The following is a 25,791-nucleotide window of genomic DNA, read 5'->3' as shown; positions in this document are numbered from 1 at the left end:
CCGGATGATCGAGCAACCAGCATCGCGCCGCTAATTCTTCTGGGAAGCGTTGAACGTATCGATATAGCCTCGCGCGACCGCTCGCACCGCGCGGCCGATATCGTCATACACGTCGTCGTTCAGGTTGGCGAACGAGACGCGTACGCTCCAGTTGGGTGCTTCGAAGCCGCCGCCGTTGAGCAGGACGATCGAATGATCCTCCGCCAGACGATAGACGAGGTCGAGCGGATGAACGTTCGCCTTCAGCCATTGGACCATGTCCTCACCGACATAATGCCTCAGCCAGAACTCGAAATCGATCGTCCCGTAGTAGGCGGCGAAGTTGGGGTTCGGCTGGACATCCAGGGGCAGTCCCTCGAGGAGGCTCGCGAGGCGGTTGCTGCAGATTTCCATGCAGGCTTTCTGATAGACTTTCTCGGTATCCATCAGTTCGCTGATCGAGAACATGGTCATCATGACCTGCTGGGGCAGGGACAGACCGGCGGTGTGATTGAGGGCGACGTCCCGGCTGTCGGCGACAAGCCGGTCGATCATCTTCAGTTTGCGCGGCTCCAGCGTGATCGAAATGTAGCGCTTGTCGAGCGCCTCGAGTTCCTTGGCCGGAAGCTTGGCGATCATGTCGTCGATGATGTTCTTTTCGTGCATGGCGATGACCCCGAGCCGCCAACCCGTGCAGCCGAAGTACTTCGAGTAGGAATAAACCCCGATCGTGTTGTGCGGCAGTTCCGTGAGGAGCGACCGGAAGTTTGGCACGAAAGTGCCGTAAACGTCGTCTGTCAGCAGAATCAGATCTGGACGCTTTTTCTTCACCAGGTCGACGAGCTTCTTCATCGTCGGCGAATCGATCGCCATCGAGGTTGGGTTGCCCGGATTGACGACGAAGAACGCCTTGATCTTCGGGTCCTCAAGCTTCTTGAGCTCCTCGTCCGAATACTGGAACCGGTGCTCCTGTGCCGCCTTGATGTAGACGGCCTTGAAGGCATAGTCCTCCAGTTCCGCGATCTCGATATATGGCGTGAAGATCGGCGTGCCGATCGCGATTGTGTCGCCCTTCTTCAGGATACGGTTCGCAATCAGCGACTTGAAAATGTAGCACATGGCGGCGGTGCCGCCTTCCACGGCGTAGAGATCGAACTTGCCGGCAGAGGTGCCTTCGTCGCCCATGGCCCACATCAGATAGCGATGCGCGATCTGTTCGGCGTGCACAAGCATGCGGTCCGGCACCGGGTAATTGTCGCCGATGATCGAATCTGTAAGCTCGTGAACGAAGGCGTCCGCATTGAAGCCGAACGTCTTCACGGCATAGCCTGTCATTTTCTTCAGGAACTCGGCACCCGGTGCGTCGGCGTGTTTTTCCAGCCACGCCTCGAATCTCGAGGCGATGGCGTTCATCTGCGGCATGCCGGCAAGCCCGGCAATGGGGTTGTCCATCGTGCGCCGGCATTCAACCAGCGCGAACTGGCCGAAGAGGAAGAAACCCTCGCGGGGTACCGTTGCGATCCAGTTCGGATTCCCGCGCCCGGCATTGAGGAGCGCCTGGGCGGATTTCTGCGCGCTACGCTTGGCAAGCTTGATCAGTCCATCCTTGATCTCGAACGGACTCATCTTCTCGTATTCCCGATAGTCGATCCCTGCCATTGCCGCGTCCTCCTAGCTACGTTGATCTTTCGTCGCGGCGCCCGGAATGAAAATGCCAGAAGCGGCGGGCGGCGGGCGCGCAGAACCGTTCGCACCCCGACGCCATGTCGCTTGGGCACCATGCCGCTTGGGGCTGAAATCTTCTCTGCAATGCTTATGCGTACGTCGCCACGAACGGTTGTCGGCCGAATGTCGGCGACATTAATGTGGCATCCAGCGCGTGCGCTGCTCATTCGATATGAAGCAAGCCTGACGTCGTCAGATAGACCCCCTAGACTTTGTCAGAGTGAATAGTAGCAGCTTGCGGGGTGCAGACAAAGGTGTATCTTTGCTAACACTTGCCAAAAGCGATGGCGCAAAGTTTGAGCTTGAAAAACTGATCCGTCCACTCACGGTTACAGGCGACCTCTGACGGCATATGCAAAAAGTTCTTTCGTTTCAGATCTTTTCGACGTCTGTCCGGCCGGCGGTGGGGGCGGGGGGCCGACACGACTTCACTCTGCACGTTCAGTGATTGCGCCAGCCTGCGACAATCTAAGATTGAGATGTGGGGAACATGACTGGTGATGCTGGGTCTGCTATTGACCTTGCACGGGACTAGTGTTGATCTTTCATTTAGGGACTTCACTGCATCGAGGAATTCCAGATGGCGCAGGCGATGCACCCAGCCGTTGTCAGCCACGTGCCTGCCTTCATCACCGCTCCAGGTGAGACCGACTATTTTTTCATCGGCGTCGCAATCTTCCTGCTGGTGGCTGTTCTCGCGATCGGCAATCTCTATTTTCAGCTCCACGCCCTGCCCGAGCGCATGGCGCACCGGACCAGCAAGGTGCAGATGGAACTCGTGGCCGTTCTGTGTCTGCTGGCTCTGTTCACCCACAACCACATCTACTGGATAGCGGCCCTGCTGCTGGCCTTCATCGAGTTTCCGGACTACTCAACGCCGATGACTTCGATCGCAGCATCACTCGAGAAACTGTCCGGTCGTGACAAGCAAGAGCCGGACGATGTCTCCCGACCGCAAGAAAACGAAGGCGCAAGCGGAGAAGGTGTCTGATCAATGCTTGAGCTGATGCTCTGCTCCCTGTTGACGATCCTCCCGGACTATCTGTTCCGTCGCTACGTTCAGGGCAAGCGGATCGGACGGGAAATTACGCTCTACAGCATGTGGTACGAGCTGCGCTGGGGGATCACGGCCTGCCTCGTGCTGACCATTTCGCTGATCACGCTGATCTTCTACTTCCACCCGTCTACCAAGAATGTCACTGCGATCTTCCGCACGGTCAGCATACTGCCGGAGGCCAGCGGCCGCGTGGCCGAAGTCTTTGTCGGACTGAATCAGACGGTGGAGAAGGGGGCGCCGCTCTTCCGGCTCGACAGTTCCGAGCAGGAAGCAGCCCTCGAGACGGCACGTCGGCAGATCGCCGAGATCGAGGCCGAGACCCTTGTCGCTCAGACCGAGCTGGCGGCGGCGGACGGACTTATCCAGCAGGCGCGTGGTGCCTATCAGCAGGCGGTGGACGAACTGGAAACGAAGTCGGAACTGATGGCGCGCAATGCAAACGTCGTGTCCGTGCGGGAGATCGAGCGCCTTCGGGTCGCGGTCGAAGGACGCCTGGGGGCCGTCGATGCCGCAACGGCAAATAAGCAGACGCTGCAGACCAAGATCAGCTCTCTGCTTCCCGCCCAGAAAGCCAGCGCCGAAGCCGCCCTGGCGCAGGCTCAGGTGGAACTGGACAAGACGCTTGTACGTGCTGGCGTGGCCGGCACCGTTCAACAGTTCACGCTTCGCCCCGGCGACGTCGTCAACACCATGCTGCGGCCCGCCGGCATTCTGGTGCCCGCCGAGGCCGGTCGCGTTGCCTTGATTGCCGGCTTCGGCCAGATCGAGGCGCAGGTCATGAAAGTCGGCATGATTGGCGAGGCGACCTGCATCGGCAAGCCGTATTCCATCATCCCGCTCGTGGTCACCCAGGTCCAGGATGTCATCGCCGCGGGGCAGCTCCGGCCCACCGATCAGCTGATCGATGTTCAGCAATTGGCACAGCCCGGGACAATCACCGTCTTCATGGAACCGCTCTTCGCTGGAGGGCTGGAGGGCGTCCCGCCCGGAGGGAGCTGCATCGCCAACGCCTACACCAACAACCACCATGCGCTCGACGATCCGAATATCAGTACTTCCCGATGGCTGTTTCTCCATGTCGTAGACACGGTGGCGCTCGTCCATGCGATGATCCTCCGCATGCAGGCGATACTGCTTCCGATCCAGACGCTGGTGCTTGGCGGGCATTGAGGATGGCTGGATCGTGCGATCGCTGGGCCCATGAGCGTTTCCTCCGAGCGCCGATGTCGGCGCATGAAAGTAAAAGAGGCACCATTTTTTTGGTAGAGAGCTTCAACCGGAAGCATCCTCAGGTAGTTATCGGTGGCAATATTACATGCTCGTGAATTTTTCTGAGAAAGGCGAAGGCGTTCGCGAACAATTCCGAACTTGTGCCCAATTGAAAGCGGGTTAAAGCTAAGCTTTCCGCCGAATCGGCGCGTACAGGGAGTGGAGGCAGAAATGGAGTTCAAGGGCTTTCTTCTGTGCACGGGAGCGGCGCTTGCTGCGGTTTCCGGCGCGCACGCTGCCGATGCGATCGTCGCAGCCGAACCCGAGCCGATGGAGTATGTTCGCGTGTGCGACGCATTCGGCGAAGGCTACTTCTACATTCCCGGCACGGAGACTTGCCTCAAGCTCGGCGGGTATGTTCGCTTCGACGTCGAAGGCGGTGACGTCAATCCGCAGAACACCTACCCCGGCGGCGGCGGCGACTCCTGGTTCACCCGCACCCGCTTCACCCTTCGCATCAGCACAGCCGCCGATACGGAATACGGCGCGCTGAAGACCTATTCGGAGGCCGAGATCAACCGCGACGACAACACCGGCTCCAGCATCAACATGGAGAACATGTATATCGAGCTGGCGGGCTTCCGCCTCGGTTTCTCCGACACGCTCTATACAGAATTCATGGGTGATGCCGGCGCCACGATCAACGACTGGTACGATGTCGACTACGGCGATTTCGGCCGGAACCAGATCCGCTACACCTATGAAAGTGCTACGGGCCTGTCTCTGGCCGTATCGGTCGAAGACGATAGCGATAACGAACCGACCGTAGACGGCGACGACAACTATATGCCCGACGTTGTCGGCGGGATTGGCTACGAGGCGGAGGTCTTCCAGGCCCGTTTCGTCGGTGCCTATGTCGACGAAACAGAGTCCGGCGCACTGAAGCTTCGCCTGGACGGAACGTTCGGGCCTGTCTCTGTCTTCGCCATGGGCGGGTGGAACACGGATGGCGACGAGCGGAACGTCTACACCAACTGGGATGGCGACTGGGCCCTTTGGGTCGGGGGAACCTATGAACTGACAGACAAGGCGGCGATCAACATCTCGGCCAACTTCGACGAGGGCGGCGACGCGGAAGGTGCGCTGAACATTGCCTATAAGGTCGTGCCCGGTTTCACCATCACACCGGAACTCAACTACCGAAACGACATGGATGAAAAGGACGGGCCGGAGGCAAAGAACTGGGGCGGCGTCGTTCGCTTCCAGCGGAACTTCTGATAATCGACCTCTTCCCTGCTCTTCGTAGCGCGGGACCGGGTGACCGGCGTTGCCGCAACGCCATCGTACCCTTGCGTGTAGCCTGCACGTGGACGCGTGGTTCGATGCAGCGCAAATCAGGCCATGATGCCGACGATCACCGTTCCCCAGGTAGTCAGCAGGATGTGTCCTATCGGCACGGCCGGCGTGTAGCCGAGAACGGCAACCGTGCTGCCCGATCTGTCCTGGACGGCCGCCATGCCGGCCGTCATCGTTTGTGCTCCGGCCAATCCCCCCAGCAGCAATATCGGGTTCATGCGCAGCAGGTAGCGACCGGCGTAAAGCCCTATGATCATGGGTACAAGGGTGACGATCATACCGCCGAACAACAGGCCGATTCCCGCTTCGGCTATGGCGGATACGAAAACGGGTCCGGCATGCAGGCCCGTCATCGCGACGAAGGCCGCAAGGCCGAGCGCCGTCATAAGTGACACAGCCGCGTCCGGTATCCGGCCGAACAAGGGGAAGCGGGTGCGCAGATGTCCCACAAGAAGACCCGCCAGCAGTGTCCCGACGCTGGTGCTGAGCGAGATCCGCATGTCGCCGATCGGGATGGTGACGAGGACGCCGACAAGGCCGCCAAGGAAGATCGCAAGGCCGAGGACGAAGAAATCTGTGGCCGTTGTCGGCGCGACGACCACGCCGACACGCTCGGCAGCGCGCGATACTTGAGATTCCGGACCGACCAATCGCAGGATGTCGCCACGTTCGACCCTGATCCCTGGCGCTATGGGGATCTCCTGACCGCCGCGCGAAATGCTGCGGAGATAGACGCTCCGTGTCCATTCCTCCTTTGTAACGTCATCGATGCTCCGACCGCCAAGGTCCGGGCGGGTCACGAGCACGTCAGCGATCGAGACCGGGATATCGAGCAACTGACGATCCTCCACTTCCTCGGCGCGCGCCTCGAGCACATTGACCAATACCTCCCGGCGGCCGGAAACCGCAACGACATCCCCGGGCTCGATCACGAGATCCGGCTCAGCCTCGAGTATGGCACCATTGCGCCGGATGCGCTGGACGAAAAGCCGGAGTTCCGGAGACCGTTCCTCGGCGGCCCTCAGAGACAGACCGACAATTGGCGCACCCTCCGCGATCCGATAGGCGCGCATCTCGAACATATGCCAGGCCGATTCCACACCCGGTGCTTTCCGACTAATACCCAGCTCTTGCTCCAGCTTGAGCGCCTCGGCAGCCAGATCGATGCCAAGCAGTCTGGGGCCGACGGCGCTGCAGAACAGGATCACCCCGACAGCTCCGAACACGTAGCAGACGGCATCCGCAACTGCGATATGCGCCACGAACCGCGCCCGGTCGGCCTCCGGAATGGGGAGCGCGTTGATGGCCTCCGTGGCCGTGCCCATGGCAGGGCTCTCGGTGAGCGCGCCCGAAAGGAGCCCGGCAGAAAATCCCGGATCGAGGCCAAGTATCTTGGCTACGACAATGGCGGTGAGGAGGCCCGAAACGCAGACGATCACCGCCAGCAGCACCGGCTTCATTCCGTCGCGCTTCAAGGCTTGAAGAAACTGCGGCCCGACCGAATAGCCGATGCCGAAGAGGAAAAGCAGGAACAGGAACGACTTTGCCGTGCCCGACACCGGCACATGGGCAAACTGCCCAATCAGAATCCCGGCAAACAGCGAGCCGGTAACGGGCCCCAGGGCGAAGCCACGGAACTTGATGCCACCAATCAGGTAGCCGATGCTGATCGCGAGGAACACGGCTAGCTCGGGATACTTTACAAGGAATTGCTCCAACCAAGCCATGACCAGACCAGCCCCCTTTTACACGGCCACCGGCTTGTGCTTCAGAGCAACCGCTGAGAGCCAGCCGACCCCTTCCCAGACCTTCGTATCAGATCAGCATGTCAAGCCGGATCGCAACCGCTCCCGTGCGCGGCACCGCCCCGGCTGCGCGCAAGCCGCAATACCCTCTGGCGAGAACGATCCAGGGAGGTCTGCGTTGCCGGTCCCTGCTCAAGGCTCAACGCCTTGTCCTGGCAGCGACAGCGTCAGGTTTGACCAGCTTCAGCCCTTTCATTTTCTCGTATCCGTGGATCTCCTTCACATCCAGCTTGCGCATGAAGTCGATCGTCTCCTGCGTCAGCACCTGGCCGGGCACCATGATGGGAAACCCGGGCGGGTAGGGAATGACGAAGTTGGCCGATACCATCTCCGGTCCCTCGCGCAGCCGCCTGTCGCACTCGGCACCGGCAAGCGGCACATATTCGCAGACCGAGGCGTCATAGGCATGGAAGAAGGCGTTGCGAATGTCGCCCTCCGGCGTCGTCCGCCCGGCGTCACTGCGATACAGCTCATGGAAATGGCTGAAATTGGGAAGGTCCGGCACGTCGGTCATCAGCGACTTGACGCGGGCGTCGAAGGCAGCGCGCTCTTCCTCCCCGCCATCGGCCAGGCGCTTCTCGATGCCGTGACAGATCTCGACCAGAACCCGGATGAGGTGGGCGGCGTCGCTTCGCGTGTTGTTGATGTTCGACTGCAGCAGCACGCTGTTGCGCGACGTCTTGTTGAGCTGGATGTCGTATTTGCTTGCCAGTAGTCCTTTGAACTGGGTGCCGTCGAAGCCCGCCGTTCCGCAGACCAGCGTCATGCGCGTGGGATCCAGATAGAACTCGTCTTCCCGCATCGCCTTGACCACCGTGGCCCAGGTCGTACCGGGCGCAAGGTAATCGGTAAAGCCGGACTGGCGGTATTCGGCGGGGATCATCGCGTCGGCGCCGAGGACGTGGAAGTACTTCGAGATCAACTCATGTTCGTTGACAGCGCGGCGGATCTTGAGCCCGATCTCGATCGCGTTCATCACCAGTCCATAGCCCTCGAGTTCCATCTGCCGGCGGGCCACGTCGAGGCTGGCGATCAATTGCTGGTTCGGGCTGGTGGAGGCGTGCGTGAACACCGCCTCGTGGAACTGCGCCTCCACCGTGTGGAAATCCACGTCCTTGACGAGCAGCATGGAGCCTTGCCGGATCGCCGACATCGATTTGTGCGTGGAATTGGTCTGGTAGACACGAAGACGCACGAGACGCGGATCGGGGATCAGGCGGGCGGCGAGCAGCGCCTCGTCGGATGGGTCGTCGCCGAGGTCCGCGCGTTGCTTTTCATAGGCCGTGACCGACGCCGGATCCCGCAGCCATTCCTCGATATCCGCTGCCGCCCCCATGGCGGTACGGGGACGCAGGAATGGCGAGAAGCGGGCGAACCCGGACCACGCCTCGTCCCAGAGGAAGATGAGGTCCGGCTTGATGGCGAGGCATTCCTCCATCACGCGCCTGACATTGTACATGTGCCCATCGAAGGTGCAGTTGGTCAGATCGAGTAGCTTCAGCCGGTCGAGACGACCCTCTGCCTTCAGTGCCAGCAGCGCGCGCTTGATGGTTGCGAGCGGCACGGCGCCATACATCGAGTATTCCGTCATCGGAAAGGCCTCGACGTAATAGGGCTGTGCGCCGGTCATCACCATGCCGTAGTGGTGCGACTTGTGGCAGTTTCGGTCGACCACGGCGATGTCGCCGGGCGCCAGCAACGCCTGCACGGCCATCTTGTTCGAGGTTGAGGTGCCGTTCGTCACGAAGAACACGTGGTCGGCGCCGAAGGCTCGCGCCGCCAGTTCCTGCGAGCGCTTGATGTTGCCGGTGGGTTCCAGGAGGCTATCGAGGCCGCCCGTCGTCGCGCTGCTTTCTGCCAGGAACAGGTTGAGGCCGTAGAATTCGCCCATGTCGCGAATCCATCCGGACCTGAAGACCGACTTTCCGCGGGCAATCGGCAGCGCATGGAACGTGCCGATTGGCCGGCGCGCATATTTCTTCAGGTTGTCGAAGAACGGAGTCTCGTAGCGCTCCTGCACGCCTTCCATGATGGCGAGATGCAACTCGAGGGGCTCCTCGACCGCGTAGAATATGCGCCGCACGGCATCGGCGGCCGGGTCGCCGGCAAGCTTCTCGACCTGGCGGTCCGACAGCAGGTAGACATCGAGTTCCGGCCGAATGCGTTTGAGTGCATGCGAGAGCCGCAGCGCCGACATGTCCGGTCCCTCCGTTTCGCCCAACGGATCAAGCACGGAGCGTAGCACCGGCGCATCGTGGCGCGACCGATACGGGAAGCCCTCGGCAAGCACCACCGAAATGATATCGGGGTTCAACGCCACGGCGCAGAAAGCATCCTCGAAGGAGCCGACGAGGATGGGTTCGTAGACGAACGTGTCTTCCGGCCGGCGAAGCTTGCGGATCGCCGTGGCGAACGCGGCCCACCGCGAGGCCGGCTGGCTGTTGACGAATAGCACCTCGAAATAGGGGCGATGCCCTGCAGCCTCGCCCGCCCCGTGAGGAATGATGTCGGCCGTCTCGCTCGCCGACATCTCGTCATGGACATCCCATTCGCCCGGTCGCCCGCGATAGGCATGGGTGAGCAGCCCGTTGGAGATGCGGCGCGCGAGCTTCGCCGTGCCGCCGGCATCGTTTGTCGCGATGCGTTCTGCCAGTGCTGCCAGCAGTCGCGTCCCCGGATAGGCGTGATATTCCTCCGCCGCTTCCATATCCGCAAGCGCCGCCTCAAGCACCGCCCTGTCGCCGCAGTCGGCTGCCCAGGCGTCGGCGAGTGTGGTGATCTCGCGCCAACTGTCGGCACGTGCAGAATGTATCAACAGGAATTGGTCAACACGTGCGGTCTTTCGTGGCATCGTACGCTCCCAACGTCGGTTTTCATTGAACACTCAGCTGGCCAGGCATCGCCATCGTGGACGTGTCGCGGCTGCGAATGCTGTAGCGAAGTGAAGGCGTTTCCCCTTGGACACCCGGCACACCCCGACGCTGCACCGCAGCGCTCCAATTCCAAAGTGCAAAACAATCCAGGGGCGATCGATGGACTAGGTCATCAGCATCACAAGAACCATTCCCCAGATGGTCAGCAGCGTATTTCCGACCGCATAGGTGACGGTATAGCCAAGGCCGGGGATCTGGCTCTTGGCGCGGTCGTTGATCATGCCGAGCGAAGCGGTCGTCGTGCGCGCCCCCGAGCAGCACCCCAGCAAAATGGCGGGATGGAACCGGAACACGTATTTCCCGACATACATGGCGAGCACCAGAGGCACGGTCGTTGCAAAAATGCCCCACAGAAACAGGCTGAAGCCGAGTTGCTGCAGGCCGGCTACAAATCCCGGTCCCGAGGAGATGCCCACCACGGCAATGAAGACGTTCAGGCCGACCGAATTCATGAACCAGACCGTGGACGTCGGAATCCGTCCGAATTTCGGCCGCACGGAACGCAACCAGCCGAAGAATAGTCCCGAGATCAAGGCGCCGCCGGACGTCGACAACGTAAACGGTACATCGCCCACCTTGTAGACGAGTGCACCGATCAGGGCGCCGATCGTAATAGCGGCGCCGATGAACGCAACATCGGCAACGTCGGTTGGACGATCCGCCACACCGAGAGCCTTTGCAGCTGCGGCCGTGTCCTGCGTGCGTCCGACGATCGTCAGGATGTCGCCGCGATGGATCTGCGTGTTCGGAAGAATCGGGATTTCGGTCGCGGTGGCGCCACGAGCGATCCGGCGCAGGAAGACCCCGCGCGATGACGGCCATTGCGCCAGCTCGGCCAGCGTCTTTCCGTTGGCCTCCTTGTTGGTGACCAGGACATCGACGCCCTCGGCCGGCACCGCCAGCAGTTCACGGTCATCGACCTCTTCCGCCGCGTGGCCGATCAGGCTCACCAGAACGTCCCGCCGACCCGCCACCGCAACGATGTCACCTGCCTCGATGATGGTATCCGCAGTCGCGTCCTCGATTTTCCCGCCGCGGCGGATGCGCTCGATGAACACGCGCTGCTCGGGAATAAGGGATTCGGCTGCACGAGCCGTCTTTCCCACGACCGGCCCACCCTCGCGCACGCGGTATGCGCGCAGCTCGTAGTGATGCCAGGCCGTACCGGCACCTCCCAGTTCCTTCTTGCCACCGAACTCGGCCTCGTATCGCTTGCATTCCGCCTCCAGGTCGATGCCGAGAAGCGCAGGACCGAACAGTGCCAGCACGATGGCCGATCCGACGGTGCCGAAGATATAGGTAACGGCATAGGCCACCGGCATTGCATCGAGCAGCCGCTTGGTTTCTTCCGGCGGCAGGCCAAGGCGATTGATCGCGTCCGTTCCCAATCCCATCGACGCGGATATGGTCTGTGAACCGGCATAAAGGCCTAGCGCGGATCCAACGTCGTAGCCCGCGAACTTGGCTGCAAGATAGGGTGCGCCGAGGCAAAAGACGCAAACGACGGCGGCGAACAATGCCTGCGGTATGCCGTCTTTCGCGATGCCGCGGACGAACTGCGGCCCCACTCCGTAGCCGATCGCAAACAGGAACATCAGAAAGAATGTCGCCTTGAGAGGGGGCGAAATCGTGATCCCTATCTGACCGATGATCACGGCAGCTACAAGCGTGGCAGTTACAGCTCCAAGGCCGAGTCCCTTGTAAGTAAAGGAGCCGAAGTAATACCCGAGGGCCAAGGATAGAAATATTGCAATTTCAGGATAGGTACGAAGTGTGTTCACGAACCAGTCAATCATGGCGCCCCCCTCGACCTGATGGCCGACGACCCGATATATGACTAAATGCACACTGTTATTTTGTAATAGTACACACTTGTGCAAGCGTTTCAAGCAGTGGATGTATTTCATTGCAGGAGACCCGAGATGGCCGTTATGCGGCTTAGCCTACAGGTACAGATGGTGCTCGAAGCCGCCTGCAATCCGGCGCATGGCGCGGGTGGGCTTCATCGAGGATGAGCTGAGACCTTGCCCCGAACTCGCCCAGCAGGTCACGAAGCCCAGCCATTGTAGGTCTCGTCAATCGAAGCCCCCCAAGCGAGGGACAGGCGTTCATGGCTGCGTAGCTCTGGTCCTCGTGTCCCCTGTGGCGCGTCCCGCACCGTAAGCGGTTACTTTCACGATCGATCGGTCTTCTGATGGGCGTCCGCCGCGAGAACCATGTTTCCGATACCTTGAAGAGACATGCCGCGGTCCAGCCGAACAATAGGATTTCGTTCATACCTTCGATGGACTTGCGCGCCGCCACTCGGAGGATGGCGTGATGTCGCCATAACGATCGTGGCGAAGGTGATCGCCGAGAAATAGACGGCTTCCTCGAAGCTCGGCAGTTCGGCCCGTCGGCCGGTACACGACCGCCCAAACCATGATCTCGATAAGATGTGCAATCACAGAAACGACGACAAAAAAGTAGTGATGCCCGGCCGGGCATACGCGGTAAGCTTCCGGGACCCGTCACCTTCGCCACGCCGGAGGTCGCCAGCCGCGGATCTCCGCAATACCCAAGAGCGCCCTCACGCGCACCGCCCCAATTTGAACGGCGACGACATTGCATGTGAACCATGCTATCGTTTTACTAGAACATAGGCGGGGAGCAGCAGGTGACGCCCGCTGTTTGCGGCGCCTATTCCCTAGCGTTCACATTGGGCACACGGTTTTCGTAAAGTCCAACTCGACCGCGCGACGGCGCAATGGCTGACCGATCAAGGAATCGACAGGTCGGCTGGCGTTCCCGAGGACGAAGTGGGCTACATCAACCAGACCCTCGCCTCCGAAGCAGACGACCTGACGATGAAGGCCCAGATCATGCAGCGTCTCGAAGGAGACCAATCGCCGCCGCCACTAACCAGAGGTGAGGGCATGACGGGGTTCGAGGATGCCGCATCTACCCGGTTGGGCCGGTTCTTCGGCCCGGCGGCCGCCGCGCATCCTGGCCTCTCCGGTTTCAGCCTCTTGGGCCAGGCGCGGGAGGCCTTCATCACCCGTTTGGCACTCGCCGACCTGGCCGAGCGCAGTCTCGACATGCAGTACTATATCTGGGACGGCGATACGACCGGCCGGATCATCGTCGAACGGGTCATGAGGGCGGCCGATCGCGGGGTCAGTGTGCGGCTCCTCGTCGACGATCCCTACTACAAGGCCAGCGATCAGGTCAAAGCTGCCCTCGACGCCCACCCGAACGTCGAGATCCGTCTGTTCAACCCGACCAGTAACCGCAGGTGGTCCAGGCTGGACTTCCTCGTCGACTTCCGCCGCGTCAACCGCCGCATGCACAACAAGCTGATGGTGGCCGACAATAGAGCGGCGATCGTTGGCGGCCGCAACATCGGCGACGACTACTATGGCGTGAACACCGTCGCCAATTTTCGCGATCTGGACGTGCTGGCGGTCGGGCCCGTGGTGAGCGATCTGTCGGGGGTGTTCGACCGTTACTGGAACAGCGCCTCGACCGTCCCGATCGCAACCATAGTCGCGCGAGCCATGGCCCCGCCGATCTCGAGGCAATCCTCACCCGCTTGCGAAAGGAGATCGCCGCCGTCGAATACCCCTATCCGATCGATCAGGATCTCGACGCGCTGGCGGCCCGGGGCGCCGAGTTGCGCGACAGTCTCGTGTGGGCGCCAGGCCGGATCATCGCCGACGACCCCGAAGCAATCGCCAGCGGCAAGGCAGCCGACGACGTAGTCACCTTCATTCGCGGACGGGTCGCCGAGCTGAAGGAGGAGTTGCTCGCCGAGGCACCCTATTTCGTCTTGCCCGCCGGGGCGCAGGCGACCGTCAAGGCCCTGCACGAGCGCGAAGTGCGGGTGCGCGTGCTGACCAACTCGCTCGCTTCGAACAACCAGCTCGCCGCGCATTCGGGCTATGCCAAGACGCGCAGGCGCCTGCTCGAAAACGGTTTGGAGCTCTACGAGCTGCGTCCGGACACCGACGCCTTCCGGCCGGGCTGGTCGCTCCGTTCCGGCCTGTCGCGGGCGGCCCTGCACACCAAGGCCATGGTCTTCGACCGCAAGGCCGTGTTCATCGGCAGCTTCAATCTCGACCCACGATCTGAGTTGATCAACACGGAAGCCGGTCTCTATATCGAAAGCCCCGAACTTGCCGAGAGGCTGACGGCTTACATGGCGACCGGGGTCGCGCCCGTCAACAGCTACCGTGTCTTCCTCGATCCGAATGGCGGGATCGTCTGGGAGACGGTGCGGGACGGAAAGATTGTCAGCTACCGGGACGAGCCGGAAGCGGGGTTCCGCCGGCGTTTCGTCGCCGACCTCGTGAAACTCCTCCCGATTGACTCGCAGGTCTGACACAACGCCAGATCGATGACCCTTTCCCCGTGCGAGCACCTCGCACCAACGGCACAATAATGAAGATCCCTCGACGAGTATGTACTGCACGATCATCAGATGCCGACCCGTTCCCGCAGCTCCGGATTTAGCTCGGCACGAAGGGTGGGAGGGCGATCGCGGCGGACCTGCGCAGCATGAGCCCAACAACGAAGGTAGTGATCGCTTTGGCACGAACTGCCTAACCGCAAGCCAATCGTCGATGAACTGTGGCGCTGGCAGACCCGGTCTTGGAATGAGTTCTGCGCTCTGGCAGTTATCGTCGCGCTACAAAGTATCGACGGCGCAAGAGTAGTAGCGACGTCGCCCGTAGTTTTCCCGTCAGGCAGAATCTTCGGCAGCACTGCCGCGATGGCACTCGTCGATGACGATCAGGTCGAAGAAATCCGGAGAGAATTCGCGGAACAGTTTTTGCCGTTCCTCTGGGCCGGTGATGGCCTGATGGAGACCGAGACAGATTTCAAAGGAGGTGTCGATGCGGCGCTTTATGTCCAGCGCCAGCGGCACGTCCACTTCCGTTCCGTCCGAGCGCTCGATCGTCTTCGACTTGGTCGAGAGCTTGGCCATCGCGCCGCCGAAGGGGCGGAAGTCGTTGACCATGGTCTGGTCGATCAGGACGTTGCGATCCGCGAGAAACAGGATGCGTTTCTTGCGACCGGCCTTCCACAGACGCCAGATGATCTGGAAGGCGGTAGAGGTCTTACCGGTCCCCGTCGCCATAACCAGCAAAACGCGATCCTGCCCCTTGGCGATGGCCTCGATGGCCGCGTTGACGGCGTTGACCTGGCAATAGCGCGGAGCCTTGCCGCTGCCGTCATCGTAGTAGTCCTGAAGCACCAGTGCTTCTGCGGAGGTATCCAGACCCTTCCATTGGCTGTAGAGCCGCCAAAGCTCGTCTGGCGACGGGAACTGGTCTGGGCGGAGATTTTCTTCCTTTAGGTCCCGCAGGCCGGTGCGATCATGAAACACGAAGCCGTCGCCATTCGAGGCAAACACGAAGGGGATAGCCAGCGTTTCGGCGTAGTCCAGCTCCTGCTGCGGGCCATCACCCACCCCATGATTGTTGTCCTTCGCCTCGATGAGCGCGATCGGGATATTCGGCTTATAGTAGAGGACGACGTCCGTCTTCTTGGCGTTGCCGCGGGCGACCAGCTTGCCACGCACGGTGATCCGCCCCTTGGTGAAGAAGAATATGAATAGTGTTCGCAGCGTCAATGCAACCCTGAGAACAGGTGATGACGACCTGCTGTGAATTTTCGATTCCACTGCAAACGGCGTGATCAGGAGTAATGGGGGGAAGACGTTGGGAAGTATGGAACGCCGTTTGCGGAATGATGCTGCAAGACTTCAGAGGAAGTGTGAGGTGACATCGCCGCACCGCGCCATCACCATCATGGTTGGGAGACCATAGGGCGAGGCTTGAGATGCCATTTGGGCCGGAACGGAAACAGGCCATCCGAGTACCGATCGGCCAGGTCTTCGAAGACATCCTCGCTTTCGCGGACATCGAAGCCCTGGCGTTCCAGCTCGCCGACGATGGCTTCGCTGAGCTTGTCCAGGGCGAGCCGCGCATCTTCCCGTCTCTGAGCGGCCGTGATCATCTGCCAGAGCAGCACCCTCGCCAAATCATCACGAGACGGCCGACGTCGGGCCTTGGCCGCATCCCTCACCCGCTGCTGCCGGGCGACTTGTTCTGCACTGCGTTGTTTCTTCGATTTTCGGGGCATTGCCTGTCTCCTTGTTGTGGAGCCTCAGCCTCGGTGCCGGCCACGCAAGGAACAAGCGGGGGTGCCTGTGTTGATATCTCGGACAGGGAGGGTCGGATCGTCTCCAATCGCCAGCCGGACGGTGCGCGGCCTGCAAACGCGGTCTGATGGAATCGCCGATCGCGACTTTGCAACGACAAAATTGGAACAGGAATCGCGGAAGGGTAAATTGAGATGATGTGTTTCGAGTTGCCCGGAACGTAGACCAAGGCACGGCGCTTTGATCTGACGGGTGTAGATTTGCAGAAGCCTTGAGCCGGCGTGAAGCGCGTTGCCTCTACGTTGAGATGCCGCCTTCGCGGTGGACAGCATCACAACTCTCGACAACGTACCCTGAGGCCTGCCCAACCAACTCTCCGACTAGATTTTGGTGAGGCATCGAGGGTCACTCCATGCACCTCGTCATCGCCCTCTTGCAGCCTACGCCACCTCCGACGGCTGCCGATGGCAGGTCACCCGAACTCGTCCCAACGGTGCCGGTACCGGGGGCGGGAATCGAACTGCCGCAGATCGGAATCGATTTCCGCGACTTCGGAATCGGCATTCGGGAACGGTGAATCGCAGTGGCGCCGGCAGGAATCGCAATTTCAGAGCTCCCCGTTGGTTTTCGTCAGGCCGGTGGACCGGGGGATGCGATGAGCAGGCGCGTGATCTCCTCGCCCGTCATGACCCTGACATCCGTCAACTGCGTGGCGATGGTGACCAGCGCGTCCCGCCTGTTCTCCAGCAGACTGCGTGCCATCGCTTCGGCTTCCATCAATCGACTGTTGACCCGGTCAGCCAGCTGCCGGTCGAGACTGAGCTCGTTGATGCTTACCGCCAATGACCGATAGAGCAACGGCTGATGATTGGAGAACCCGAGCCGGGTCTCGGCGGCGACCGCATGTTCGGTGGCCCTGGCCAGATCGCTATCATCGTATCCACCTCCCCCGGCCACCGCCTCGCCAAAGATCAGCAGTTCTGCCGTCCGACCTGCTAACATGCAGGCGATGCTGCGCATCAGCCAGTCCTGCGTCTGCGGGAGATGTTGACATTGCCGGCTGACCACCTTGCCCCATTCCTCCGACCCCGATGCTTGCCGTGATGACCTCTGCGATCCCCATGTCACAGAAGGCGATCGCATGACCGACCTCGTGGATGGCGGTACGCCAGCGTACATCGTCCGAGAGTTTCACCTGGCCGGCAAGCAGAGCATGCTCGAGATCGCCCCAGGTCAGCGACCGCTGTTGCCGTCTGGTTTTTCGCCGAACGTCACGAACAAGTCGCTCAATGTCGGCTCCGGTGCTGCCGGTCGCCAGCAAGGCCAGCCGTCGAAGATCGGGATGCTGTGTTGTTGCGATCGTGTGGATCGGCTCAGACATTGTGGGGAGCTCCTCTATTGGATTGGTCAATGACGTCCGCATCACTGCCGACATCGGCATGGCGCTGCCGTGTCGCTTCGATCGTTTTGGGGCTGCCTGACGGCGCGGACGCCAACACAACAGCCAGATCGTCACCGAGATGATGAGCGAGGATGCCGGTCAGCGCCCCCAAATCCGGCAGGGGAATGGCGACATGCTTTTCGAGCCGTCCGGACCGCAGCAGGGCCGGATCGATCTTTTCGGGGAGGTTCGTTGCCGCCACGACGATCACGCCATCGGTCTTTGAAGTCCCGTCAAGAAGGTCAAGCAGCCGGTTGATCAGCGAGCGCCAGTAGTCATCGTGCTGCTCGCGTCTCCCGCCAAAGCGGCTACCGATATTGTCGATTTCGTCGATGAACAGGACGACCGGCGCATTTTCCCGCGCCAGCTCAAAGGCCTTGGACATGCGCTTCAGGACATCACCGAGATAGCCGGGTTCAAGCCAAGACGCCACCGATGTCACAAGCAGCGGAACCTGCAATGTATTGCAGAGCGCGCGGGCATAGGTCGTCTTGCCGGTGCCGGGCGGTCCCGACAGGATCAGTTTCGTACTCATCTCGCTCCAGGCCAGCCCACCGTCGCGCCAAAGCTGAAGGTCTGTCTTGAGGTCGAGCGCCCAATCCCGCGCCTCGCCATAACCCGAGAGCGTCTCGACCCGCAGATGGCGCAGTCGGCTGTGTTCCGGATTGGCCGGATCAACGGATGCGCCACCGCCGCCCTCCTTCCCGGATGCCTCCGCCGCCTTTTCCGGCTGAACGACGTCGATCCCGTCCACGGATTTTGGCGGTTCATCACCGTCCTTGATCAAAAATCGGCTCTTGACCTTCGGCCGCCCCGACCTACCGCTGCCGCGCCCGGAGCCGCGGCCATCGTTATCATCATCGTCCGACTTGTCGGCGGAGCGAGCCCGTTCGCCGAGGACTTCGAGGATCGACAGGATGTGTTCGAGACCACGTCCGGGACGAATTGCCAACGCCAGCGCATCGATCGAAAGCCCTTCAAGGTCGAGCGCCATCCTTTCCATCTGTCGCAGCGACTGCTTCGGCGCGATACCGCAACACGTCTGCAGGAGTTCCGCGATGAATTCATGATGGAGACCACCGGCCTCAAGAATAAGATCGGCCGTCATCGACACAAAAGGCGGAAGCGCGGTCTGTGTCTCATCGGCAAGAACCACGGGCGCTGACCGCTCCAGCAGGACATCCACGAGGAAGCGGCTCAACGACCGCTCGACCGCCTTCGGCACATCGGTGCCGGCGAGTGTCTTGATCGTCTTGCGGGTCTTTCCCCGGCGGCGATCACCGTAACCGTCCGAGAGCGGGCTGCTGCGATGAACGTCTTCGAGTTTCATCCAGTATGGCAGGATCAAGCCGTCCTCTAGCATAATACCGAAGCGGCGTTCGAAGCGGCCAACCGGCGCTTTGATCAGCACAAAGGCGCCAGGGGTTCGAAGGACGGTTGACAGCGCCGACAAGTCGGCAACGCTTGAGCCAACGGCACGGGCGACCAGCAGGGCGACGGCGACATGGGCGACGCTCGGCGGAGCAAGTTGCTCGCGAAGCAGCGCCAGGAATTCGCTGGATGCCGATGGTGCTTCAGAAGCGCTCGATGCATCGACCGGTTGCGATTCCAGGCGACCCTCGACGGCAAGGTTTTCCCGATCGGTCCTCTCCTTCGGGGCGGAACGGACGTTTTGATGGGGCGGTTCTCCTGGAAGGTCCTGGATCAGCACATCGATCGCCGTCGTCTTGTATGGCGCTTTCCCGAGACGCCGCACAAGTTCGGCCCGCACCTTTGCCGGGTCGGCGTCGAGCAATCGCAGGGATTCCTCCGGGACACGCCAGACCGTGCCGGTCGTCTCATCGCCCGCGACGATGAAGTCCGCCTCCAGCAATCCGACGACGGCGGCGCGCTCGTAAAGATCGAGGATGGCAAGCCGACGGATGCGGGCAAGCAGATAGCGCGTGATGCGATCGGTCAGGGTTTCCATCACGCGCCCTCCTCTGTTCCATGAATACAGTGAGGGGTGGGCATCCCATCGACGGCCAGCAGCTTGCGATTGCCCTCGAGCCAGTCGCGCAGCATCAGCGCCGTCGGATCGCCGGCCGCGCACAGCGTGAAGAGTTGCTCACGGAAGATTTTCGGGATGCTGGTCATGGCGATGCCCTTGCGCCGGGCAAAGCCGATCACGACCTGGGCGACGATTGCCGGATCGGGCAGGGCAGCGGGCATTGCCGCGCACATGGCCATGGCCTGAGGAATGGCTTGTGACCTGGAAGTCACGCCGCGGTTCGTCGCCCCTTGCAACTTCGTCAGTCGCTTCAGCTGGCTGGACGGCTTCGGCGTCGAAGGTACTTCGTGCGCAAGGTTGTTTGGGAAAGGGATCACGTTGGAAGGGTGTCGGCTCATGACAGACGTCTCCTGTCGCCGAACAGCACGGTTCGGCGCGAACGAATGGAACAGAAAGCGGAAAGGAACGTCGGCGGGCCTGTCAGCCCATGCCGGTCCGTGGGATGCGGGCGAAGCCGACACGGATTTGGCCACGACCAACTGGCTGATGGACCTCGGTGATCGAGCCAGCGCCAGGATCGCACCTCTCCCTTTCGTTCGCGTCTGCAATGTCCGCCGAGGCACCGCGACGGACCCGTTCCTCAGTCGGTCCGGAAAAGGCATTTCGAGCCAGCTTCCAGTTCTCGTCGATCCGTGCATGGAAGCGTTCGCGCAGCATGCCGATCGCCTTCCCCGCCCCGCCGACCTCGACAAGATGATCGAGATCGCTGAGCGGCCAGACGCCGCCGGCAATGTCGGAGCGCTGGTTTTCCGCGTTCAGGATGACGACGCGGACTTCTTCGGCCACCAGCCGATGATGGTCGCGGTAGAGGAGATCGGGAACGACGAGTGCTGCGGCCAGCATGCGGCATTTCAGATCATTGATACGTGATACCTCGTACGAGCCGAGACTGCGTTTCACATCGATGACGTGCGCGAGTTTCGTCTTCCTGTTCACGATGATCAGGTCCGGCGTATATGTTTTGCGCCCGCCGGTATCCGCATCGAGCGTCAGGGACCGAAAGTGTTTCGGATCGTTTTTCTCGACCAGCTCGAGCGCCGTCTTCGTGACCGGCAACCGCAAATTTTGCGTCAGCACCACCAGGTCCGGGTTAAGGTCGGCAATGATCCCAATGCCGCGCTCGAGCAGCCTCCCTTCCTGGATAGGAATGGCGCGCAGGATCGCGGCGGCGTCAGAGACACCCCCGGCAAGCGCCTTGGAAAGAGCGCCGGCCGAGAAGGGTTGCGACGAAAGCTCGTCGATGAGGACTTCGAAGCGGGACTGGAGGGCGTCGGGATCGACGGTAGCCGGATAGGCGGGCGCGTCAGGCACACCGGAAGAAATGGTCGTCATGGTATTGCTCCTGCTGACGGTAGCGATCGACCCGCAAACTTCAGGCGCACGGCGTCCGACACGGAAATGATTTCCGCATCCGGGGACCGGCTGGCTTCAAACGAAGCCGTGTCCGAAGTCAGGGACGATCAGTTGAATGAGATCAGGCGAGCGCCAGCCCAGAGGCGTGGGCGATCGCACACGATGCCAACCGGCGCCGCGGCGACATGCGCTCATCAACAGGATCAGCAGACGGAGAAGCTTCCCGTTCGGAAGCGAAGCAGGTAAGGGTCGACATAGCCCATTCCTTAGAACACAAGGTTGCGGGTCAGGCCCTCGTTCGGTGTTCGAGCACCGGCGGGGGCCGCTAAGTGTCTGCATATATTCAGTTTCTGCTGACCCCGTCGACATAGCCCGGAGAATCGTGTCCGGCAAGCCGGTCAGAACGCATCCGGAACAGAGAGCCCCGGTATGGTTAACGGCATACGCGGCAACCAGCAGACAAAAAAATAGCCCCGCACGGCGGCGGGGCTCCTGGACGTCATCTTCAAGCTGCCAGCTTCTTGTATTGGCGTTTCATGGGCTTGGGATCGAAAACGATCTGGCTCCTGATCTCGTCCCGGCGCTCGGGTGACACGATCTCCAGAGCATTCGCAACGGTTTCCTGTACCTTGGAGGGCATGTCTTCGAATGCGAACAGCCCATCATCAGCCTCATTGTCGAGCGGAGCGGCGGCATCCACACTATCGTCCCCGCCACCGTCGCCTTGCAAGGCTTCACCGTGGACGACGAAGCGAAGCAGGGGAATGACCTCGGCCTGAAGCCAGGGGGCGAAATCTTCCCTGCCCGGCCAGCCGTTGGCTCCACCCATGGCGGACAGAAGCTCCTGCACCTTGCGCCAGGTCGTGCCTTCCGTCAGCCTGGCCGGCCGCCAGTTGACGCTCGCAACCATCGCCGGCTGCAAGGGGGCCGCGATGCTGTTGATCAGATCGTGCGCGTGCTTGCAGTCGTCCATGATCAATTCCTGCAACGGACCCTTGAACACCGCACGGTTCTGCGCCAGCGGTTCGATGGCCTTCTCGACGCGTTTCAGGATGCCGGTTGTCAGCTGGAGGAACTTCACCGAGTCCTCCTCGACTTTAAGCTCGGCTATCTTGCGCAGACCGGCCATTCCGCCGACGTCGAGGGCCGCTTCATTCGTCGCCTTCTTCGTAGGCACCGCGCCGACCATGGTTTTCACCTGGGCGACGGTGAGTTGTTCGCCAGCCTCGATTGCCGAGATAACCCGTTCGACGTCCGGCTGTTCGGCGTAGGCCAGCACGAACAGGACTGTCGGAGCGACCGCCGCGGCCTCAAGGCGCTCTTTGTACTCCATCAGGTTGGTATGGACCGCGATGTAGTTGCGACCGGTCTTCGGCGTGAACTTGCACACCGCCTTGATCCACGTGCCCAGCGCCCTCTCCGGGAGAATGGATTTTGCGCGCACGAGGTAGCCGCCGACCTCGTAAGCCTGCGCTGTCGTCCGACGTCCGAGCGACTGGAACGCGTCCCGTAGCCACTTCAACTCGCCCTGCTGTGCCCGGCTGAGGGTCTGCCCCGGCCTGGTCTCGGCGATCGCCTGCCTCTTCTTATGAGTGTATTTCGCCATTCGTCTTGTCTCCGTTTTAATCCGGTCTTCATCAATGACCGTAAGATAATGGTGACATGGATTTCGAAAATGCGTTACAACCGCGATTGTCAACACTATGTAATTTAACGGTTTTTCTCTATACATAAGAGATTCCCGCCGTTTGCCGCGCTGGATTCTCAAATGAATTCAACGCGGCAAGATTTTTTAGTTTGCATTTTAATGACGTACTTTCTAATTCAATTTATGATTGATTCAGACTCACTCACGCCGCAGATTTCTTGGTTCGTGCCGGTCGGGAAGAATGCGTAAGGACTGACTCGATCGGTCGGATCGGATGAGCCTTCAGATGCGCGGTCGGCATAGGCAATGTTGACAGCGCATCGGCCATGACACGCAGTCGCGCGGGGTCGGTGTAACGTCCCTCATTCACACCCTCGTTGGTGTGCCCCAGGATATCCTTTCGGTACTCCTCGCGAATGCCGGCCTGCTTCATTTCATTGTTGCACCAATGGCGCAGCGAATGCAGGACCTTCCCATCATCCTTGGCCTTGGGCAGCGCTGTCGATCGTATTTTTTGCCAACTGCCATCAAATACGTCACCCATTGGCGTCGTCGGGGATGCAGCCTTCAGTTCGGGGAATAACAGGACGTGACCGAGGTTGCGAAGCGCGTCAACGTATTCAAGGAAGCCGAGGCGGAGCAATTCCGGGTGGATAGGCACGCGCCGCTTCGATTGAGCGTTTTTCAGCTTGCGGACGGAGTTTTCCTCAATGCGGATGCACGGAAGCTCAAAATGGGTCTCGACCTCATCGAGGAGCAAGCCACACATCTCTTCACGGCGGGCTCCGATATAGATCGCCAGCAACGGAACCCAATAGGCGGCGTCATGGAAGATTTCTTGCCCGCCGGCGAAGCGCTCATCGAAGCTGGTCGAACCTTCCCACACTGGTAGCGAAAAGATCGTCTGCAGTTCCTCGGTGGAAAATCGTCCCCTTTCGCCTCTGACGTCTCCCTTCCTTTTGGTTCTCAGGCCAGAAACACCCTCGAAATTCCCGAATGGAAATCCCGCGTGTTTGCAGATGTCGACGATGTTGCCCATCTGTGTCATGTAGCGATTTATCGTCGCGGGCGACAAGCCAACCTCCTCGGGCGGCAACGTCGTGGCACGAGCCAGAAGCCCGCTCAGGGGCATGATATGGTCGTTCGGCGACTTTCCGTGATTTTTCGGAAGCTTGAACAACATGCTTCGGAATTCCGAAATGTTGCGCTGCCTCAAGCGTGCCGGCTGGTCGTGTCCCACGAATCGGACAAACAACTTGGCAATACTCACGTGCTGCTTGACCATGTTGTGTCGCCATTCTTTGGTCGCGACCCGTTCCTCTGCTGCCAGTTGGACGATTTCGACAAGTCCCTTGTCCGAATCCTGCAGTTCCAGTTCCGCTTCATCCTCGTCGTCGAGATCGAATTCGTCCTCCGTTTCCACCGGAGGAACCGCAACCGCGATCGCACGAACCGGCGCAGACACTTTCTCAAGAGCCGTTCCCGGTTGTGAAAACGACGGTGCTGTTCGGTTCGCAAATGGCACTGGCGACGTTTGCTGCGAAATGGCCTGAGGCGGCGTAGTATGCGATGCAGCCGTCGCTGCCGTATCGCTGCTAAGCGCCGCGTTCAAGAGGACGATATCGTCAGGTCGAACGCCGGACCAGCGCCGTTCAGTATTGAGCAACGCTGCCGACATGCCGCGCAAGCAAAGCTGCTCGGCTTGGAGGATGTGCGCCTCCGCCGGTGCGATGTTGTGGTCCTTGAGGATGGCCTCCAGTTGACGGCGACTAATTTGGCCAAAGCCATTGGTGCCGAGGAACGCCATTGTCTCACGAACGCCCTGGATCATCTCGTCATCAAGGCCGGCGGCGCGCATTTCGCGCTCTTCGTCTGGACCACCCCCTGCATTGATCCCCTGCGCGGCGAACAGACGAAACGCCCACCCGGTCCCAATCTCCGTTGACCGTTTACTTGCTGCGTCGACGCCTGCCCGCGAACCAGCCGCCATCATCGCATCCAGATGGAAGCTGTGCTGCTTGGCGGCTTGGATGAGGATTTTCTTTGCGTCTTCCGGCGATATCATCTTGTGTCTCAGGCTGGGCAGGAGACGATGGCTGGCAAGCGTCACCTCCGGAGCGACGACCCGCGCCCGTTCCAGTTCCTTGGTGTGCAGGCTGATTTCGAGCCTCACCCAAGCATGAACACCTGTTCCAAGTGGTAAACGCCGCCGCCACCAGTAGACGGAACCGCGCTTGTAGACGTGTTGAATCGTTGCCATGCTAAACCCTTTGCTAAGAGGGGGAGCAGGACTTGGTTCGCCTTCGTGTAAGACAGCTATGTACGACAGTCGTGTAAGACAGTCCTGTACGACAGCGCCCCGAATTTGATTCCCAGCTAATTCGGAAGTGCTGGAAAACCAAGATTCTGGCTGGAAAAGGGAAGCTTGGCTGGGGCGCCAGGATTCGAACCTGGGAATGCCGGTACCAAAAACCGGTGCCTTACCGCTTGGCGACGCCCCAGCATGCGGGCCGAAGGCCCTGCAGGCTGGAGCCTGATAGCAAAGGCAAAAGCGGCGGACAATCCATAATGTCTGTCGGGCGCAAGTTTCTTTGCCGCCTGCCGGGCGAACGATGCAAGGCGGCGGGCTTCGAATTTCAATTCAATGCCCGAGGCTTATCGGCTAGTGTCGGGCGCATGCGGCCAGTCCGTTTTCCTGCCCTTGGCCGGCCATGGCGCCGGCGCCCTTACGGAGATCTGCATGAGCCCGTTCCGCGCCCGTCCGCCGGCCACCTCCACGCTTCTTCTCGATGACGAGATGGTTCGCGTGACGCGCTGGGACTTCGAGCCGGGCGCGGATACCGGCCATCACGTGCACGGGCTCGGCTATGTGGTCGTGCCGATGACGGATTGCGACTTCCTGATCGAGGAGGACGGCGGCGAGCGGCGGGTGCGGCAGGCGGCGGGCGCGGTCTACCGGCGCGAGGCGGGCGTGGCGCATAATGTCGTCAACGGTGGCGACCGGCCGATGAGCTTCATCGAGATCGAATACAAGTGACGTGGCAATGCAGTTGGCCAGTGCAGTTCTGGCCAGTGCGGTTGGCCGGCGAG

General features: G+C 60.8%; 18 protein-coding genes, 1 tRNA gene and 1 pseudogene. 7 read left to right on the top strand and 13 right to left on the bottom strand.

Annotated elements, in window-relative coordinates; all coding sequences use genetic code 11:
* Nucleotides 1-30: 30 nt before the first annotated feature.
* A complete protein-coding gene (locus GGQ64_RS05540) occupies nt 31-1,638 on the bottom strand; it encodes a bifunctional aspartate transaminase/aspartate 4-decarboxylase (protein ID WP_183800286.1) in 1,608 nt (535 codons plus the stop codon).
* A 646-nt stretch (nt 1,639-2,284) separates the two neighbouring features.
* On the opposite strand from GGQ64_RS05540, the gene GGQ64_RS05535 reads away from it, so the two are divergent.
* The 3 genes from GGQ64_RS05535 (at nt 2,285) to GGQ64_RS05525 (ending at nt 5,248) form a co-directional block, all read left to right on the top strand.
* Complete coding sequence (locus tag GGQ64_RS05535; protein ID WP_183800283.1) at nt 2,285-2,695, top strand: hypothetical protein; 411 nt, start codon at nt 2,285-2,287, stop codon at nt 2,693-2,695.
* 3 nt (nt 2,696-2,698) lie between these two features.
* Complete coding sequence (locus GGQ64_RS05530) at nt 2,699-3,931, top strand: HlyD family secretion protein (RefSeq protein WP_183800280.1); 1,233 nt, start codon at nt 2,699-2,701, stop codon at nt 3,929-3,931.
* 270 nt (nt 3,932-4,201) lie between these two features.
* Complete coding sequence (locus GGQ64_RS05525; protein ID WP_183800277.1) at nt 4,202-5,248, top strand: porin; 1,047 nt, start codon at nt 4,202-4,204, stop codon at nt 5,246-5,248.
* A gap of 116 nt (nt 5,249-5,364) precedes the next feature.
* On the opposite strand, the gene aspT (GGQ64_RS05520) is transcribed toward GGQ64_RS05525, so the two are convergent.
* From aspT (GGQ64_RS05520) to aspT (GGQ64_RS05510), 3 genes are all read right to left on the bottom strand, one after another.
* On the bottom strand, nt 5,365-7,053 hold the full coding sequence (gene aspT, locus GGQ64_RS05520; RefSeq protein WP_183800274.1) for an aspartate-alanine antiporter: 1,689 nt from the start codon (nt 7,051-7,053) through the stop codon (nt 5,365-5,367).
* 217 nt (nt 7,054-7,270) lie between these two features.
* Nucleotides 7,271-9,982 (bottom strand): decarboxylase, encoded by a 2,712-nt coding sequence (locus GGQ64_RS05515; RefSeq protein WP_183800271.1) that lies wholly within the window; start codon nt 9,980-9,982, stop codon nt 7,271-7,273.
* Between the two features lie 186 nt (nt 9,983-10,168).
* Nucleotides 10,169-11,860: an aspartate-alanine antiporter gene (gene aspT, locus GGQ64_RS05510; protein ID WP_183800268.1), complete on the bottom strand. Its 1,692-nt coding sequence runs from the start codon at nt 11,858-11,860 to the stop codon at nt 10,169-10,171.
* Between the two features lie 1,002 nt (nt 11,861-12,862).
* On the opposite strand from aspT (GGQ64_RS05510), the gene GGQ64_RS05505 reads away from it, so the two are divergent.
* Together GGQ64_RS05505 and GGQ64_RS05500 are read left to right on the top strand one after the other, a co-directional pair.
* Entirely contained in the window at nt 12,863-13,804 is a 942-nt protein-coding gene (locus GGQ64_RS05505; protein WP_183800266.1) for a phospholipase D-like domain-containing protein, read from the top strand.
* The gene (locus tag GGQ64_RS05500) at nt 13,717-14,424 is read left to right on the top strand and encodes a phospholipase D-like domain-containing protein (protein WP_210300152.1); all 708 of its coding nucleotides are present in this window, start codon (nt 13,717-13,719) and stop codon (nt 14,422-14,424) included. The genes GGQ64_RS05505 and GGQ64_RS05500 overlap by 88 nt, the downstream gene beginning before the upstream one ends.
* A 363-nt stretch (nt 14,425-14,787) precedes the next feature.
* Here GGQ64_RS05500 and GGQ64_RS05495 read toward each other — a convergent pair.
* From GGQ64_RS05495 to GGQ64_RS05485, 3 genes and pseudogenes are all read right to left on the bottom strand, one after another.
* Nucleotides 14,788-15,651, bottom strand: a pseudogene (locus tag GGQ64_RS05495) (DEAD/DEAH box helicase family protein); the annotation flags it as partial.
* A gap of 203 nt (nt 15,652-15,854) precedes the next feature.
* Nucleotides 15,855-16,190, bottom strand: coding sequence for a hypothetical protein (locus tag GGQ64_RS05490; protein ID WP_183800260.1), 336 nt, complete (start codon nt 16,188-16,190; stop codon nt 15,855-15,857).
* Nucleotides 16,191-16,839: 649 nt separating this feature from the next.
* The gene (locus tag GGQ64_RS05485; RefSeq protein ID WP_281380492.1) at nt 16,840-17,352 is read right to left on the bottom strand and encodes an ATP-dependent metallopeptidase FtsH/Yme1/Tma family protein; all 513 of its coding nucleotides are present in this window, start codon (nt 17,350-17,352) and stop codon (nt 16,840-16,842) included.
* Here GGQ64_RS05485 and GGQ64_RS05480 point away from each other — a divergent pair.
* Entirely contained in the window at nt 17,351-17,623 is a 273-nt protein-coding gene (locus GGQ64_RS05480; protein ID WP_183800254.1) for a hypothetical protein, read from the top strand. The genes GGQ64_RS05485 and GGQ64_RS05480 overlap by 2 nt on opposite strands.
* Here GGQ64_RS05480 and GGQ64_RS05475 read toward each other — a convergent pair.
* From GGQ64_RS05475 to GGQ64_RS05450, 6 genes are all read right to left on the bottom strand, one after another.
* Nucleotides 17,583-19,619, bottom strand: a complete 2,037-nt coding sequence (locus GGQ64_RS05475; RefSeq protein ID WP_183800251.1) for an AAA family ATPase — start codon at nt 19,617-19,619, stop codon at nt 17,583-17,585. The two genes, GGQ64_RS05480 and GGQ64_RS05475, sit on opposite strands and share 41 nt — an antisense overlap.
* Nucleotides 19,619-20,038 carry a hypothetical protein gene (locus GGQ64_RS05470; protein ID WP_183800248.1) on the bottom strand — a complete coding sequence of 140 codons (420 nt, stop codon included), beginning with the start codon at nt 20,036-20,038 and terminating at the stop codon, nt 19,619-19,621. The genes GGQ64_RS05475 and GGQ64_RS05470 overlap by 1 nt, the downstream gene beginning before the upstream one ends.
* 82 nt (nt 20,039-20,120) lie before the next feature.
* On the bottom strand, nt 20,121-21,032 hold the full coding sequence (locus tag GGQ64_RS05465; protein WP_183800244.1) for a hypothetical protein: 912 nt from the start codon (nt 21,030-21,032) through the stop codon (nt 20,121-20,123).
* 526 nt (nt 21,033-21,558) lie between these two features.
* Nucleotides 21,559-22,659 (bottom strand): hypothetical protein, encoded by a 1,101-nt coding sequence (locus GGQ64_RS05460; protein WP_183800241.1) that lies wholly within the window; start codon nt 22,657-22,659, stop codon nt 21,559-21,561.
* A 244-nt stretch (nt 22,660-22,903) separates the two neighbouring features.
* The gene (locus tag GGQ64_RS05455) at nt 22,904-24,961 is read right to left on the bottom strand and encodes a site-specific integrase (RefSeq protein WP_183800237.1); all 2,058 of its coding nucleotides are present in this window, start codon (nt 24,959-24,961) and stop codon (nt 22,904-22,906) included.
* 166 nt (nt 24,962-25,127) lie between these two features.
* Nucleotides 25,128-25,202: transfer RNA gene (locus GGQ64_RS05450), tRNA-Gln, on the bottom strand.
* Between the two features lie 239 nt (nt 25,203-25,441).
* On the opposite strand from GGQ64_RS05450, the gene GGQ64_RS05445 reads away from it, so the two are divergent.
* The gene (locus GGQ64_RS05445) at nt 25,442-25,738 is read left to right on the top strand and encodes a cupin domain-containing protein (protein WP_183800234.1); all 297 of its coding nucleotides are present in this window, start codon (nt 25,442-25,444) and stop codon (nt 25,736-25,738) included.
* Nucleotides 25,739-25,791 lie beyond the last annotated feature (53 nt).

This window comes from Mycoplana azooxidifex (assembly GCF_014196765.1).
In the GTDB taxonomy this organism is placed as follows: Bacteria; Pseudomonadota; Alphaproteobacteria; order Rhizobiales; family Rhizobiaceae; genus Mycoplana; species Mycoplana azooxidifex.
The sequence above is the reverse complement of the archived record's forward strand: the minus strand, read 5'-3'. Positions and strand labels throughout refer to the sequence as shown.

Coding starts and splice junctions, on each gene's coding strand:
- GGQ64_RS05455 (WP_183800237.1), bottom strand. CDS start 24,961: ATGGCAACGATTCAACACGTCTACAAGCGCGGTTCCGTCTACTGGTGG.
- aspT (WP_183800268.1), bottom strand. CDS start 11,860: ATGATTGACTGGTTCGTGAACACACTTCGTACCTATCCTGAAATTGCA.
- GGQ64_RS05535 (WP_183800283.1), top strand. CDS start 2,285: ATGGCGCAGGCGATGCACCCAGCCGTTGTCAGCCACGTGCCTGCCTTC.
- GGQ64_RS05485 (WP_281380492.1), bottom strand. CDS start 17,352: ATGCGATCGCCTTCTGTGACATGGGGATCGCAGAGGTCATCACGGCAA.
- GGQ64_RS05475 (WP_183800251.1), bottom strand. CDS start 19,619: ATGGAAACCCTGACCGATCGCATCACGCGCTATCTGCTTGCCCGCATC.
- aspT (WP_183800274.1), bottom strand. CDS start 7,053: ATGGCTTGGTTGGAGCAATTCCTTGTAAAGTATCCCGAGCTAGCCGTG.
- GGQ64_RS05525 (WP_183800277.1), top strand. CDS start 4,202: ATGGAGTTCAAGGGCTTTCTTCTGTGCACGGGAGCGGCGCTTGCTGCG.
- GGQ64_RS05515 (WP_183800271.1), bottom strand. CDS start 9,982: ATGCCACGAAAGACCGCACGTGTTGACCAATTCCTGTTGATACATTCT.
- GGQ64_RS05460 (WP_183800241.1), bottom strand. CDS start 22,659: ATGGCGAAATACACTCATAAGAAGAGGCAGGCGATCGCCGAGACCAGG.
- GGQ64_RS05470 (WP_183800248.1), bottom strand. CDS start 20,038: ATGAGCCGACACCCTTCCAACGTGATCCCTTTCCCAAACAACCTTGCG.
- GGQ64_RS05540 (WP_183800286.1), bottom strand. CDS start 1,638: ATGGCAGGGATCGACTATCGGGAATACGAGAAGATGAGTCCGTTCGAG.
- GGQ64_RS05490 (WP_183800260.1), bottom strand. CDS start 16,190: ATGCCCCGAAAATCGAAGAAACAACGCAGTGCAGAACAAGTCGCCCGG.
- GGQ64_RS05480 (WP_183800254.1), top strand. CDS start 17,351: ATGACCGACCTCGTGGATGGCGGTACGCCAGCGTACATCGTCCGAGAG.
- GGQ64_RS05530 (WP_183800280.1), top strand. CDS start 2,699: ATGCTTGAGCTGATGCTCTGCTCCCTGTTGACGATCCTCCCGGACTAT.
- GGQ64_RS05445 (WP_183800234.1), top strand. CDS start 25,442: ATGAGCCCGTTCCGCGCCCGTCCGCCGGCCACCTCCACGCTTCTTCTC.
- GGQ64_RS05465 (WP_183800244.1), bottom strand. CDS start 21,032: ATGACGACCATTTCTTCCGGTGTGCCTGACGCGCCCGCCTATCCGGCT.